The organism is Nguyenibacter vanlangensis (assembly GCF_038719015.1).
Classification (GTDB): Bacteria; Pseudomonadota; Alphaproteobacteria; order Acetobacterales; family Acetobacteraceae; genus Gluconacetobacter; species Gluconacetobacter vanlangensis.
Genome location: NZ_CP152276.1, coordinates 1114998 through 1129349 on the forward strand (window position 1 = coordinate 1114998; position 14352 = coordinate 1129349).

The following is a 14352-nucleotide window of genomic DNA, read 5'->3' on the forward strand; positions in this document are numbered from 1 at the left end:
TTTCCTCCCTGGAACCGAGCGGTTAGAAACAAACGCGATGAAACCCGATCGCCCCCCCGCCAAGGCCGTACGGCTGGCCACGTTGACCTGCGCCCTTGCCCTGCTGACCGGCTGCAGCGCCATGCCGTCCAGCGGCCCGGTCGAATCCGACATCCTGAGCGATGCGAAATCGCCGGCGACCAATACGCTGGGCTATCGCATCGTCAACGTGACGCCATCGGTGATCGACGCGCTGGCCACGGACCAGCCCCCGCCGCTGAACACGCTGATCGAAACCGCCACGGCGGCGGACGCGGCCGAACGTATCGGTCCTGGGGATACGTTGCAGGTCTCGATCTTCGAACTGGGTAGCAGCCTGTTCGGCGGCGTAGGCGGAGGCACCGGTTCGGGGGCCGCCACGCAGAGCACCGGCAGCCAGTCCATGGGCAGCGTCGGGCCCCTGCCCGCCGTCAGCGCCGACAATCTGCCGCCGATCGTCGTTGACGCCACCGGTACCGTCGACATTCCATATGTCGGCCGTCTGCAAGCCGCGGGCCGCACGCCCGCGCAACTGGCCACAGCGATCCGGGGCGGGTTGCATGGCCTGTCGCAGAACCCGCAGGTCCTGGTCCGCATCGCGAATGATATCGCAAACCAAGTAGTCGTGGGTGGGGAAGTCCGCAAACCCGGTCGCCAGGAATTGACCCTGGCCCACGAACATCTGCTGGACATGATCGCCATCGCGGGCGGCGAAGCCCGCCTGCCGCAGGATCTGCAGGTTTACCTGACCCGCCACGAACGGACAGGCTCTGTCGCCCTGACGGCGCTGGAAAACGACCCGCAACAGAATGTGGCCCTGGTGCCCGGCGATCGCATTCAGGTCACGTATCAGCCGAAGACCTATTCGGTATTCGGTGCGACATCGAAGGTTTCGGTCGTCCCCTTCCCAATTTCGCAGCTTAGCCTGGCCGAAGCGGTCGCGGGAACGGGCGGTCCATCGGACGATCGCGCGGACCCGAACGCCGTGTTCCTGTTCCGGTATGAAAAGCCGGAAGTCGCCACACGCCTGGGCCTGCCCGTGCGCCCGGGCGCGGCGGTCGCCCCTGTGCTCTACCAACTGGATATGATGAGGCCGACAAGCTATTTCATCGCCCAGCATTTCGCGATGCACGACAAGGACCTGATCTTTATCGCCAACGCGAAACTCAATAAGTTCTACAAATTCTTCAATCTTTTAAGCACACTGATCAGCCCCACAATGGCAGCAGCGTATCTTGCAAAATGAGAGGGGCAAACGCCTAAGCTCAAGTCTCATTACAGCAACTACAGATAGCGACTGCGACGAGACCAATAGTCGAGACGAAGATAGAGGTATATCATCGGGGCAGGAAAACCGTTGCCGGGTTAACCCCGGCAACGGTGTCGGAGCGGATCCATGATACGCGTCATCGGGCGTGCGTCCAGTGAGCGCCGAGTGTGGGCGCTGGGCATTATAGAGCGCTACTCTGCAAGACCCATAATACCGATGAGCGGGAGGTTCTCTACCCCTGGCACCCTTGGTTTGGGCGTCGGGTGTGCGTCGAGGAGATGATTGCGCGGGGCGGCCAAGTCCTTTCCCGCTGTCGCCTGTCTGACACGAGAGGGGTCAGGCTCCTTGAATTGCCGGCGTGGATGCTTGATCGCGCGGCTTGCGCTGGGATGCGGCCGGCCCCGGATCCGACCGTGTCCCTGGGGGCGCTTTATGATCTGCGATCGTTCTGACGGGCTTTTTGTCGTCGTACCCATCTGAAACCGTCGCAGGCTTCTCTTCTGACCGGAATCGGAGAGAGGACCATGCGACATGACGGACGACAGCGCTCCCGTGTGGGGACCATATCGGCGCAGCCGGATCTGTTCGGCGGCAAGGAGGTCGAACCGCCCTGTCCGAACCTGATCTGGAAGGACCTTCCCCAGCAGGCGCGGAACGATCTGCAGTCGATGATGGCCCGTCTGATCCTCGATCACGTGCGCGGTCGCGGACCCAGCGCCGTGCAGGAGGCCCGCGATGACTCGTGACAAGATCAGCCCACGTCATCTGGAACGCAGGGCAATCCTGTATGTGCGGCAATCATCTGTCAGGCGAAGTGAGAAAGTGATACCAACGGTTATAGACACAGACTTGTGTGAGCCCATTTTCTGAGTCCGATGGATCGGATGGTTTCCGGGAGGGCGGCGAGATTGTTCCAGGCGGAACAGGCGGCGTCGATGATGTGCTCGACGCCGTCGAAGACGGTGTTGGACAGCCAGTTGGCGCGAAGGAACTGCCAGATATTCTCGACCGGGTTCAGTTCGGGAGCGCGGGACGGCAGGAAGATCAGGCTGATATTGCGGGGCAGCTTCAGCTTGTCGATGGTATGCCATCCTGCGCGATCGAGCAGCACGACAGCGTGGGCACCGCGGGCGACGCAGCGTGAGATTTCCTCGATATGCAGTTGCATGCCGGCCGTGCCGATGAACGGTAGCGCCAAGCCGGCGGCTTTGCCGCGCGCCGGGCAGATCGCCCCGAACAACCAGGCATTCTCGTAGCGCTGGTCGGCCGGCTGGCGTGGCCGCGTGCCGCGCCGGGCCCATTGTCGGACGATCCCGTTCTTCTGGCCGATCCGGGCCTCGTCCTGGAACCAGATCTCGATCGGCTTGCCCTTAGGCAGATGGCCGATATGGGCGTTCAGGATGCGGGGGAAGTTTTTTTAAACGCCTCCATGACGCCAGCGTCCTGACCCGGATGGCGTGGCCGGGCGCTGACATGGGAAAAACCAAGCCGTTTCAGCAGAGTGGACACGTGCCGCTCGTGGTAGACGACGCCGAAGCGCTCCTCGATCACGCGTTGCAGATCGACCCGGCGCCAGCGCACCACGCCATCGCGCTGCCGATCCGGGCCCGCCTCGACCAGGGCCTTCAATTCGGCCTGCTGTGCCCCGTTCAATCGGCAGGCTGGCCCCGCGTGCTGATGATCGCGCAGGCCATCGGGTCCTTCGGCATTGAAGCGATGAACCCAGTCTCGCAATGTCTGGCGATCCATGCCGCCTACGCGGGCCGCATCCGTCCGGCTGGACCCGTCACGGATCGCCGCCAGGGCCAGAAGCCGGCGCGCAGCGTTCGCCTGCTGGCTGCGCGCCGCAAGTCGCCTCAGATCAGAGGCCGAATAGTCATCTCGTAGCTTTACCGCCGCCGTCATCAGCCAGATCCTCCCGCATCAAGAGAATCAGAGCCGGCGCCGTTCGTCACTTCACACACGAGTCAGTGGCTACGTCCTTTGGTATTACTGCTTCGGCAAAACCCCGATGCAGACCTTCCTTGACGCAGCACACAACGCCCGCGAAAAAGACATCGGACGCCACGACAAAAATCACATGATCGCGTAGCATCCAGACCGGCCATTCCAAGCCGTACGTCAGATCAAGTGCAAACTTCTACAACTACAGCGTGCAGTTCGTCACCGCCGCGACATTGGTCGCCATGCTGGCCAAGGCGCATGCGGACGGCGCGCTGGACAAGCAACTGGCGCTCCTGTCGCGACCGAAGCTGCTGATCATCGACGAACTGGGCTATCTGCCGTTCGAAGCCAACGCCGCGCATCTGTTTTTCCAGCTCGTCTCAAGGCGCTACGAGCGCGGCTCGATCCTGCTGACCTCCAATCGCTCGGTCGGAGAATGGGGCGAGGTCTTCGGCGACCCGGTGGTGGCCACCGCCATCCTGGACCGCCTGCTGCACCATTCCACCGTGATCACCATCCGCGGCGACAGCTACCAGAGGTGGCCCCATTCGTTCGGACAGATTGTGAGGTAAAATAAGCTATTGCCCGTTGTTGCTATGCTGCCAATTTCTCGCTGTTGCTGACCGACACCGTTGCCGGGGTTAACCCCGGCAACGGTGTCGGAGCGGATCCATGATACGCCTCATCGGGCGTGCATCCAGTGAGCGCCGAGTGTGGGCGCTGGGCATTATAATGACCAATCCATTTCGCCAGGCCGGCCCGGAGTTCCGAGCCGGTCTCGAAAGCGTGGAGATACACGCATTCATATTTCAATGACCGCCAGAGCCGTTCGATGAAGACGTTGTCCATCCAGCGGCCGCGCCCGTCCATGCTGATGCGGATCTGCCGCTCCTGCAGCACTTCAGTGAAGCGCGGCGTGGTGAATTGGCTGCCCTGATCCGTGTTGAAAATCTCCGGCTTTCCGTAGCGGGCCAACGCCTCCTTCAGGGCCTCAACGCAGAAGTCCGCATCCATGGTATTGGACAGGCGCCAGGCCAGAACCTTGCGCGTCGTCCAGTCCATGATCGCCGTCAGATACAGAAAACCCCGGCGCATCGGAATGTAGGTGATATCCGAACACCAGACCTGATTGGGTCGGTCGATCGTCAGGTCCCGTAGGAGATAGGGATACGTGCGATGCTCCGGGTGGGGCACCGTCGTGCGCGGTTTCTGGTAGATCGCAACCAGCCCCATCCGGGCCATCAGCCGTCCGATCCGCTTGCGACCCACCTCATGGCCCAAACGACGAACGTGCCGCGCCATCTGCCGGGTGCCATAATACGGCGTTTCCATGAACTGCTCGTCGATCAGCCGCATCAGCATCAGGTTGAACGCGCTTTCTGGCGCAGACTGATAATACACGCCCGATCGATTGAGCCTCAGAAGGGCACATTGCCGGACGACCGACAGGCGAGGAAGCTGCGGGTCGATCATTTCCCGCCTCTGGTCACGCCCAAGCGAACAGAGGCATCCCGCAAAAATCCCGTTCCACCAAAAGCTGGCCGATCTTCGCATGAAGCTTTTCGACCTCGGCTGCACTCGTCGCAGGCTCCGCAACGGCCTTGCCCGAAAAGGTCGCGGCCATGCCCTCGATCGCCTGGCGCTTCCACTGGGCGATCATCGTCTGATGCACACCGTGCTTCGACGCCAGTTCCCCCAGCGTCTGCTCGCCACGGATCGCCTCAAGAGCCACCCGCGACTTGAACTCGCCCGAATACCGTTTCCTCGTAACCTTGCCCATCAGTCCCTGTCCCTATCCAGGTCCGGGATAGCCTATCATCCTGTCCGATTTTCCGGGGCCACCTCTACCGTCTGCGGGAGAAACGACGCTCCGGCCTTCTGCAGAAGGCCGGAGCGTCCATCAGAGAAGCCGAGACAACCACTTCATGACGGGGTCAGTTCCTCGCTTCGCCAAAGGGGTCAGTTCTTCAATTCGTTTGACACTTATCAAGCGACAGGTCCGCCACGATCCGCTTCAGCTTGGCGTTTTCCTCTTCAAGCACCCGCAGCCGCTTCATCTCGGACGGCATCAGACCCGCATATTTCTTCCGCCAATTGTAGAACGTCGCATCCGAAATACCCGCCTTGCGGCAGACCTCGGCGACCGACGCTCCCCCTTCGGCCTGCTTCAGAACAAACGCGATCTGCGCCTCGGTGAACTTCGATGCCTTCATGGAACTCTCCTCATCCCGAGCACGGGATCATAAGTGGAAAATTCCAACTCGAGCTGGTCCAATTTTCGGGGAGCACGTCACTGAGGCTGCGCCGCAGCGAGAGCATTCCCTGCGCGAGTTGTTCAATGCCCTGCGCTACGTGATCCGTTATGGCATTGCCTGGCGTGCCATGCCGAACGACTTCCCGCCGTGGTCGGCGGTGTATCAACAATCGCAGCGCTGGCTGGCGTCGGGCTGTTTCGAGACCCTGGCACAGGATCTGCGAGCCTTGCTGCGCCTCGCGTCCGGACGGGCGGAAGAACCCACGGCCGCGATCATTGATAGCCGCACGCTGCGCTTCACGCCGGAAAGCGGCACCCGTGCCGGTTATGACGGCGCCAAGCGCAAGCGTGGCTCGAAGGTGCATATGGCGGTGGACACGCTCGGGCACCTGCTCGCTCTTCATGTCACGCCGGCCGATGTTGGCGATCGCGCCGCCGTGGCACGTCTCGCCGCCGACATCCAGGACGCGACCGGCGACAACGTCACACTCGCCTATGTCGATCAGGGCTATACCGGCGAAGTCACGGCCGACGCCGCTGCCGCCGCCGCCGAAGGCATTGCCCTGCATGTGGTCAAACTGCCAGAAGCCAAGCGCGGCTTTGACCTGCTGCCGCGGCGCTGGGTCGTGGAGCGATCCTTTGCCTGGGCGGAACTGGCCAAGGTTCCGTCGGCGCAGCCGATGGAATGCCAGTGGAGGGCACGCGCTGTCGCAGGCTGGTCAAGGACTACGAAAGATACGCGACCACTCTCGCAGGCTTCCACGTCATCGCATTCGTCGGATACATGTTCAAACATGCCGCACAGATGATCCAATGTGCATAACACCCTCTAGGGTCTGTGGGGATTTGGGATTCCTATTTTAGCGGAGATGTGATTCACCCTCTGGATGGATCGCTTAGTACTGACCGATGCCCAATGGGCGAAGATAGAACCGCATTGCCTGGGTAAGCTGTCTGATCCCGGACGCAGTGGCCGCGACAACCGGCTATTCATTGAGGCGGTTCTTTGGATTGTCCGAACAGGCAGCCCATGGCGGGACCTTCCTGCCACATTCGGCAACTGGAATACGGCATTCCGCCGGTTTCGTGATTGGCGCGAAGCCGATGTTTTCAAGCGGATTTTTGATGCCTTGTCGGGAGACCCCGACATGGAATACGCCATGGTTGATGCCACTATCGTCAAGGTCCACCGGCACGGCCAAGGCGCAAAAGGGGGACTCAGAGCCAGGCCATTGGTCGTTCCAAAGGCGGGATAACGACCAAGATCCTGGCCCTGACCGATGCCTTGGGCAACCTTGTTCGCTTCAAACTGCTACCGGGGAACCGCTACGACACGATCGGCGTCGCCCCTTTGATCGATGGCATCAACTTCGAAGCCCTGCTGGGCGACAAGGCCTTTGATGCCAACTGGATCATCGAAGAACTCGACCAGCGAGGCGCGAAAGTCGTCATCTCACAACGGTCACAGCGCAAGAACCCGCGCGCCATTGACGAAGAGATATACAAATGGCGTCACCTGATCGAGAACTTCTTCTGCAAACTCAAGGAGTTCAAGCGCATCGCCATGCGAGCCTGCAAAACCGACCGGAGCTTCGAGGCGATGATATATCTCGCCGCAGGTGTCATCAACTCACGCTAAATCCCCACAGACCCTAGCTTCCAAAACAGTACGGAAATACTAATCATACTTGTATTGAGAGGTTTTTCGAACCGCTCAATTGCCGAATCGCACTTGTGTCATCGACTGGACGCAGAAGGCGGAACGGAAGAGTAGCATCATACCATATGGGATTCACCGTCGGATCATGGTGAAAAATTTCCCTACCCCAGCGCTCATACATGACCTCCCGCTCTGACAAATCCCGCGCTGCCTTTTCGGGTTCCAAATAGTCAAACCCGCGAGATTTCGATTCGTAATGCATCAGGACGAGTTCGGGATCCCACCGTATAATCAAGCCCGCACGACGCAGCTTAAGACAGAGATCCACATCGCTGTAGCTGATGGCGAGGCCAGAGGCGTCGAAGCCACCGACCTCCGAGAAGGATGCTTTGCGTATGGCAAAAAAAGCCCCGGTTACGGCGCCAACCTGTCGCTGCATTTGCCAGCGGCCCATTTGCGCACCGCTTGCCGCTGGTAAGAAAAGCCCGTCATGTATGACGGACTCATTCCATCCGAAAAGAATACCGCCGTGCTGGATGGTTTCGTCCGGATAAAGCAGCTTCGCACCGACAGCACCAATCTCTGGCGCAGCGAGATGAGCACGAAGTTTATCATCCCACGCCGCCGACAACATTTCCATATCGTCATTGGCGAAGACGATGAGGCCATCTCGGCATTCCTCCGCCGCGCTGTTGTTGAGATGCGACCAATTAAACGGTGCAGGCTGCGGGCGGACTGTCACGTGGCTTTCCATGGCGAGATCAGCAAGAATCGCTTTATCTTCTTCTCTATCGGTTCCGTTATCGACGACAAAGCAATGCAGTAGATCGGGTGCGGCGGCGTGTGCGACAAGACTGTGCACCATACGTTTACAATCGCCAGCATTGTTACGGGTACAGAGAATGACGGTGAGCGGCACACGTGTGGGCGGCAAAGGCCAGGCAAGCCGCAGATGCATTTCCGCGCTCAAAGAAAAAGTCTTCCGAGCTTTCGCAGGAGTGAACTCGGCAGCAGCCTCTGCTGGATGGATCACGCGGCAGATCAACCCTTCGCGGCTAACTGCCCGTTCCACTGCTGCGTAGTGCGCATCTAGCCTGTCGACACGATCCTCGTCTTCCATCAGGTCGACAAGCGCAAAAGGAAGATGCGCGACATCGCCGACAGCCAAAAGCAGGGCCGAACGACGGCCGGCCAGCGTGGCCTGTTCATCTACTTGGGAAGAGAGAGAAGTGTTGAGGGTAGATGCCACTAGCAGTGTATCGCCCCAAATGTTACGCTGCAAAAGAACGTCGGAATCAAACGCCCAGCGCGCTATGAGTGTAGGATCGGAAGCAAGCTGCCCCCGTGAGTTCAGGCTTGTGGCCCGGATGCTGGCATCGCAGCTTATGAGCGCCGACGGCGTCAGGCGAGCCGCATGGATAAACCATTCAGTCGCACGCTTGTGCGGTACTGCGCCCCTAGCAAGCAGAGCCAGCCAGCCGCCCGCGCTCTCGCTCGCACGTCGTTCTGCCGAGGTTTCCGTTTCACCTTCCTGGATCTGCATCCAGCGCACGCGCGAATCGGCTACAGTAATCCGTTTAATCGCGGCGCTGCCTGCGTCCGACCGCCCGAAAAATACAGCCCGCCACCGGCCATCGCTCTGACAGCGTAGCGCGTTAAGCTGACCATGCAACCGTTCGAGCGGTACATCATCCACCGAGAAGACAAACGTCACGCCATGCGCAGAAATAGCAGGGTGACAAACGGGTGGAACGTCGAATAGCTTTCTGAATAGGCTGTATTTCCCTTCGGGTACAGCAACCCATGTTGCTATATTAGGCAGCCTGTGTTCCAGCGCGTCCAGTTTTGTCCGCAGCGACGCGAGATCGGTCGTTAGGGCAAAAACCGCTTCCACGCCACCATGCCGCACAAAGGCATCATTCTGCTCTCTCTGTACTGAGCCTATGCCCGTGTGCACCAGCTCGTTAAGAGCCCCTTCACATCCGGGGTCAAGCGCCAACGCCTTGCGATAGCAAACAAGCGCCGCCGGCCTTCGCCCCATCAACTTGAGCGCATGGCCGAGTTGCAGGTGAATGTCCGCATCATCCGGACTGGTGCACAAGGCCTTGCGGTAGGCGTCTTCCGCGTCGGCAAGCAAACCGCCATCCTTGTACATATTGCCCGATTGGACAATAAGATCGATTCGCCAGGGAGCCAGTGCGGCCGCTTGCTCATAGGCTTCGGCAGCCAAAAGAAAATCATGGGCGTCACGCAGCCGGTTCGCCTCTCCCGTCAGGCGGAGAACTTCTTTCGCAACGGTCTTGTTTTTTTTTGCAGCGGAAAGACGGACGGACTGGTGCACCTTCACAATCTTCCCGCCTTTTCCGAAAAACCACCCCATCGATTGCCCGCGCCTTTTCTCTTATCTCGTCGTCCGTTCAAGCGTTGGAAATGATCCTGTCCACCGTGGGCACCAACGTCTGGCGCCAGTTGGGCAGCCGGACACCAAAAACACAAGCGAGCTTGGCGCAATCCAGCCGCGAATCCCGTGGACGCTTGGCAGGGGTAGGCCAATCTTCCGTGCGGATCGATTCGATTTCCGACATTGGCTGGCCAGTAGCGCCGCCACCTTCAACGCCGCCACGGCCAGTCCATGCCAAGTCGTCTCGCCCTGGGCCGTCGCGTGATAAATCCCCGCATAGTCAGGCTGCCAGCCTGTTTGCTCGATTCGCACAAGAATGGCGAGAATGGCCTTGGCTAGGTCGTCGGAACTGGTGGGGTTGCCGATCTGGTCGCCCACCACACGCAGACAAGGGCTCTTCGCACCTGCCGCGATCATGGTGTGGACAAAATTCTTGCCATGCGCCGAATAGACCCAAGCGGTCCGCAAAATGACGGATTTCGTGTTGGCAGCAAGAACCGCAGCCTCGCCCGCCGCCTTGGTCGCACCATAAACCGTTTGCGGAGAAATGGCGTCCGCCTCCGCATAAGGTGCGCCCTTATCTCCCGAAAAAACGTAATCGGTCGAAATGTGAATCAATGGAATCTCGGCTTCGGCGCGGGCAGTGGCCAGAAGGGTCGGCCCAGTTTCATTGGCACGTCGCGCAGCCTCACTTTCGCTTTCAGCCAGATCAACGGCCGTCCACGCCGCCGCGTTCACAATAGCGCGCGGCCCGAAGCGCTTAATGGAAGCCGCAATCGTTTCCGTCCGGTCGAAATCGAATTCCGGGCGCCCGACTCGCGTGATCCCGTCGCCGCCAAATACCGAAAGCGAGACGGCTAGTTGACCATTTCCTCCCGTGACCAGAACTCCGTCTGTGCTCGCCGCGGCGTTCATAGATGGAACCATCCCTTGGCCATGATAAAGTCAGGCGCAATTTTATCCTTATCCGATAGAATGGCCTCTTCCGGGGATATCGGCCAATCTATCTTCAGATGAGGACAGTTCCAGATTACGGCGCGCTCCGATGCTTTATCATAGACGCTGGTGCATTTATACTGGACTTCGGCGTTATCGGTCAGAGTGACGAAACCATGCAGGAATCCCGGCGGTAGCCAGAGTTGCGACCAGTTCTCCTCCGAAAGCTCCACCGCCACCCAGCGGCCATAGGTCGGCGAGCCTTCGCGCGCATCCACCGCGACATCCCAGATGGCACCCTTACTACACCTCACCAGCTTGCCCTGTTCATAAGGGGCAAGCTGGCAATGCAGTCCGCGCACAACGCCTTTCTGCCGTGATAAGCTCTGGTTGTCCTGCACGAAGGGCGTTTCTATCCCCGCTTCGGCCACCTGGTACAGATTGTAGGTTTCGGAAAAGAAGCCACGGTTATCTCCAAAACGGGGCGGAGTGATCAGGATTACGTCCGGTATGGCAAGGCGTTCGACCTTCATGTTCCCTTTGTCCTCAAGCTGCCTGGCTGGTCGGAATACGATACTCCACGAGATCGAGCAGCATACGGCCCAGTTCGGTCTTACCAACGCGCCGAGCGAGATCGCGCAGATGATCCGCGTCAATATAGCCCATGCGGAAAGCAGCTTCCTCGGGAGAGCCGACCAGCATGCCCTGGCGGGACTGGATAGTCTGAACGAACAGACCCGCCTGCATCAAGCTGTCCGGCATCCCGGCATCCAGCCAAGCACAGCCGCGGCCTAGTCGTTCCACATGCAGCGTTCCATCTTCCAGATACATCCGGTTCAGATCGGTGATTTCAAGCTCCCCACGCGGGCTGGGTTTGACCTGCCGGGCAAACTCCACCACCCGCCGGTCGTAGAAATAGAGCCCTGTGACCGCCAAGTTGGACGTCGGTTTTTCCGGCTTTTCAACGATATCTAGCGCGCGACCGCCGTCGTTGAACGTCACCACCCCGTAGCGCTGCGGGTCACACACCGGATAGGCGAAGACCGTTGCCCCCTTATCCCGCCGGGCCGCCGTGCGAAGCATGACATTCAAATGATCGGCGAAGATCAGGTTATCGCCCAGCGCCAGGGCGGAGGGCGCTCCGTCCAGCCAGTCTTCCGCGATTAGGAAAGCCTGGGCCAACCCATCGGGCGAGGGCTGCACCCTATAAATGAAGCGCACGCCAAACTGCGTGCCATCACCCAGCAGCCGTTCGAATTGGGTCTTGTCGTGCGGTGTGGTGATGATCAGGATATCTCGGATGCCCGCCAACATCAGCGTGGACAGAGGATAGCAGATCATCGGCTTGTCATAGACCGGCAAAAGCTGCTTGGAACACGCCAACGTCATGGGATGCAGTCGCGTTCCCGAACCGCCGGCGAGGATAATGCCCTTCATAGGCGTCGAGAAATTTTCAGACATCAAGCTTTTGTCCCCAATCTTTGACCCGTGTACCGTCGGACCCGAATTTCTTCCCACCAAGCACGATTGTCGAGATACCACTGGATTGTCTTTCGAAGTCCGGCTTCGAAATCGTGCCGTGCGGTCCAGCCCAGCGCCTGTTCGGCATAAGAGGGGTCGATCTCATAGCGAAAGTCATGGCCCGGTCGGTCGGCAACAAAGCGGATCAATCGTTCACGCGACCCCGCCGGATCGGGGCGCAACGTATCCAGTAGAGCACAGATGGATTTGACCACCTGGAGATTGGTGCGTGGCTGACGGGCGCCAATCGCGTATGTCTCGCCCGGCTTACCGTGTTCCACGGCACGAACGAGCGCCTCCGCATGGTCTTCCACGAAAAGCCAGTCCCGTACATTCTCGCCCGTTCCGTAAACCGGAAGCTCCTTGCCCTCAATGGCGTTGATAGTGACGAGCGGGATCAGCTTTTCAGGAAAATGCCAGATACCGTAATTGTTCGTGGTGTTCGTGATAAAGGTCGGCAGGCCATAGGTATGATGCCAGGCGCGCACCAAATGGTCGGATGCGGCCTTGGAGGCGGAATAAGGGCTCCTGGGATCGTAGGGCGTGGTTTCCGTGAAGGGCGAATCCGATGGGTCGAGATGACCGAACACTTCATCGGTGGAGATATGATGGAAGCGGAAGGCTGCCTGACGTGGCGCGGCCAAGCCATTCCAGTAGGCGAGCGCGGCGTCAAGCAGGGAATAGGTACCCACGACATTCGTCTGCACAAATGCGCCGGGACCGTCGATCGAGCGGTCCACATGACTTTCTGCCGCAAGATGCATGACCGCATCGGGCTGGAAGTCTACGAACAAACTGCGTAGGGTGGCGTTGTCGACGATATCGACCCTGACATGTCGATAGCGGCTGTTGTGCGCGACTTCGGCAACCGTAGCGTCCGACGCCGCATATGTCATATAATCAATATTTAGCACGCTGTGCCAAGTATGACGAATGAGGTGACGTACAACGGCTGAACCGATGAACCCACAACCACCCGTTAATAAAATCCTCATACATTATACTCCCAGGCATCGCAGCCCTCACAAGTAGCGACATATTACAGTTCTAAACCACAAGGACGAGCACGAGCTCAAAAAAGCATGACGCAAAATCAAAAAAAATAAAAATAGAAAACAGCACCGCCAAATCGCAAACGTCCCCAAAAGCACACAAATCCTATAAATTCTCAACATAATCGTAAACAGAACAACCATTAAAATAGGCGCAAAGAAATGATAGAGAAAAATGCTCGAAAAATAAATACCTCATTCCTGTTAATCGTCGCAATTATATCAATCTTTAAAAAATCGACTGCAACGCCTCTTAATCACTTAACAATGATTGATGGGGCATTTTTTGGCGGCCTATCCGTTACGGGTGCTGGCGAGGTGCCGTTTGTCCCAAAAGGATCGCCAATTCCCGGTAGCGTTGGCTCTATCGTACGTCATATTACTCTCGGCAAACGAGGAGTACAAAATTTTGGCGACAATTCAGAATGCCTAAATACCAGCGTAAGCGCGGCAGCAGGCGGGAATGTTTGCCAGTACGTCTGGGTGGAAAGCACGGCCGCTGCCGGCCAGAATTGGGCCCAGAGTCTGGGGCTGACACTCGATCCCGGTTATGGTCAGTACACCAGCGTTGTCTCAGAACTCGATATCAACAACCTTGCCGGAGACCGGGAGGAATTCGGTCCCCGCGGGAATAACGTAGGTATATTGCTCAACGGCCTAAAATACATGAACACGGCAGGAATGAGTATCCAAACTGGAAACATGACCAAAGGCGTAACAGGTTCTAATGGACGGCTCCCGATCTGGTTTCATGGTATTCATATCGGCGTGAACGCAACACTCAATGATGATTTCGAGAGCCAGTCAAACGCAGTGTACGGTGTCCGTATGCACGGAGCACATGCTTTTGCCGTACATCTTGCCGACGATAATTCCAGCGAGGGAGCAATAGCCCTCGGCAGTCTCGGGCCAGCACAAGGGATCGTCGCCCGCAATCAAAACAGATATTATCCCGTGCTCTATATGAGCACCGACGGACATATCCATGTTGGGAATATTACGCAAGCAATTGTCATCTCCGATGGAAATATCAACCCGGTGACGGACAATACCTATTCGCTCGGCACTGCCACACGAACTTGGCACAATATTCACGTTCGCAGCATCAACAATGTGCCAATGGTAAAGGCTGGCAAGCCGTCTATAGGGGCAGCCTGTACGCCTGGTGCGCAACAGTTTGACAGCAACAAGTTCTACATGTGCCTAACGGACAACCGGTGGCACACAATGGCGATGGCAACCGATTAAGAAAAGGGCTGGAAAACGGATCCTACCTTCCTTCGGCATGATACTTTG

The 14352-nt window shown here is 58.4% G+C and carries 9 protein-coding genes and 5 pseudogenes; 6 read left to right on the plus strand and 8 right to left on the minus strand.

Features of this window, described 5'->3' with window-relative positions; translation table 11 throughout:
- Positions 1-37 precede the first annotated feature (37 nt).
- Together AAC691_RS05080 and AAC691_RS05085 are read left to right on the plus strand one after the other, a co-directional pair.
- Positions 38-1264 carry a polysaccharide biosynthesis/export family protein gene (locus AAC691_RS05080; protein ID WP_342629174.1) on the plus strand — a complete coding sequence of 409 codons (1227 nt, stop codon included), beginning with the start codon at positions 38-40 and terminating at the stop codon, positions 1262-1264.
- A gap of 548 nt (positions 1265-1812) precedes the next feature.
- A complete protein-coding gene (locus AAC691_RS05085) occupies positions 1813-2034 on the plus strand; it encodes a hypothetical protein (RefSeq protein ID WP_342629175.1) in 222 nt (73 codons plus the stop codon).
- An 89-nt stretch (positions 2035-2123) separates the two neighbouring features.
- On the opposite strand, the gene AAC691_RS05090 is transcribed toward AAC691_RS05085, so the two are convergent.
- Positions 2124-3193 (minus strand): IS630 family transposase gene (locus tag AAC691_RS05090; RefSeq protein WP_342629176.1). Its coding sequence is split into 2 segments (ribosomal slippage): positions 2124-2707 and positions 2707-3193, totalling 1071 coding nucleotides; the frame shifts between segments, so codons are not numbered across the junction.
- A 239-nt stretch (positions 3194-3432) separates the two neighbouring features.
- Between AAC691_RS05090 and AAC691_RS05095 the strand changes: the two are divergent.
- A pseudogene (locus tag AAC691_RS05095) lies at positions 3433-3804 on the plus strand (ATP-binding protein); the annotation flags it as partial.
- Positions 3805-3826: 22 nt separating this feature from the next.
- Here AAC691_RS05095 and AAC691_RS05100 read toward each other — a convergent pair.
- Both AAC691_RS05100 and AAC691_RS05105 read right to left on the minus strand, forming a co-directional pair.
- A protein-coding gene (locus AAC691_RS05100) for an IS3 family transposase (RefSeq protein WP_342629177.1) occupies positions 3827-5012 on the minus strand; the annotation gives its coding sequence in 2 pieces (ribosomal slippage) (positions 3827-4751 and positions 4750-5012; 1188 coding nt in all).
- Between the two features lie 202 nt (positions 5013-5214).
- Positions 5215-5445: pseudogene (locus AAC691_RS05105) on the minus strand (transposase); the annotation flags it as partial.
- Positions 5446-5527: 82 nt separating this feature from the next.
- Here AAC691_RS05105 and AAC691_RS05110 point away from each other — a divergent pair.
- Both AAC691_RS05110 and AAC691_RS05115 read left to right on the plus strand, forming a co-directional pair.
- A pseudogene (locus AAC691_RS05110) lies at positions 5528-6309 on the plus strand (IS5 family transposase); the annotation flags it as partial.
- A 64-nt stretch (positions 6310-6373) separates the two neighbouring features.
- Positions 6374-7125: pseudogene (locus AAC691_RS05115) on the plus strand (IS5 family transposase).
- 43 nt (positions 7126-7168) lie between these two features.
- Here the strand turns inward: AAC691_RS05115 and AAC691_RS05120 are convergent.
- The 5 genes and pseudogenes from AAC691_RS05120 to rfbB all read right to left on the minus strand — a co-directional run bounded on the left by AAC691_RS05120 (position 7169) and on the right by rfbB (position 12999).
- Positions 7169-9526, minus strand: a complete 2358-nt coding sequence (locus tag AAC691_RS05120) for a tetratricopeptide repeat protein (RefSeq protein WP_342629178.1) — start codon at positions 9524-9526, stop codon at positions 7169-7171.
- Positions 9527-9563: 37 nt separating this feature from the next.
- Positions 9564-10462, minus strand: a pseudogene (rfbD, locus tag AAC691_RS05125) (dTDP-4-dehydrorhamnose reductase).
- A complete protein-coding gene (gene rfbC, locus AAC691_RS05130; protein WP_342629179.1) occupies positions 10459-11016 on the minus strand; it encodes a dTDP-4-dehydrorhamnose 3,5-epimerase in 558 nt (185 codons plus the stop codon). The pseudogene rfbD and the gene rfbC overlap by 4 nt, the downstream one beginning before the upstream one ends.
- A 13-nt stretch (positions 11017-11029) precedes the next feature.
- Positions 11030-11944 carry a glucose-1-phosphate thymidylyltransferase RfbA gene (gene rfbA, locus AAC691_RS05135; protein ID WP_342629180.1) on the minus strand — a complete coding sequence of 305 codons (915 nt, stop codon included), beginning with the start codon at positions 11942-11944 and terminating at the stop codon, positions 11030-11032.
- Entirely contained in the window at positions 11944-12999 is a 1056-nt protein-coding gene (rfbB, locus tag AAC691_RS05140) for a dTDP-glucose 4,6-dehydratase (RefSeq protein ID WP_342629181.1), read from the minus strand. The genes rfbA and rfbB overlap by 1 nt, the downstream gene beginning before the upstream one ends.
- 219 nt (positions 13000-13218) lie before the next feature.
- Here rfbB and AAC691_RS05145 point away from each other — a divergent pair, with 219 nt between their 5' ends.
- Positions 13219-14304: a hypothetical protein gene (locus tag AAC691_RS05145; RefSeq protein ID WP_342629182.1), complete on the plus strand. Its 1086-nt coding sequence runs from the start codon at positions 13219-13221 to the stop codon at positions 14302-14304.
- Positions 14305-14352: the final 48 nt, after the last annotated feature.

Coding starts and splice junctions, on each gene's coding strand:
- AAC691_RS05080 (WP_342629174.1), top strand. CDS start 38: ATGAAACCCGATCGCCCCCCCGCCAAGGCCGTACGGCTGGCCACGTTG.
- AAC691_RS05085 (WP_342629175.1), top strand. CDS start 1,813: ATGCGACATGACGGACGACAGCGCTCCCGTGTGGGGACCATATCGGCG.
- AAC691_RS05120 (WP_342629178.1), bottom strand. CDS start 9,526: ATGGGGTGGTTTTTCGGAAAAGGCGGGAAGATTGTGAAGGTGCACCAG.
- rfbC (WP_342629179.1), bottom strand. CDS start 11,016: ATGAAGGTCGAACGCCTTGCCATACCGGACGTAATCCTGATCACTCCG.
- rfbA (WP_342629180.1), bottom strand. CDS start 11,944: ATGTCTGAAAATTTCTCGACGCCTATGAAGGGCATTATCCTCGCCGGC.
- rfbB (WP_342629181.1), bottom strand. CDS start 12,999: ATGAGGATTTTATTAACGGGTGGTTGTGGGTTCATCGGTTCAGCCGTT.
- AAC691_RS05145 (WP_342629182.1), top strand. CDS start 13,219: ATGATAGAGAAAAATGCTCGAAAAATAAATACCTCATTCCTGTTAATC.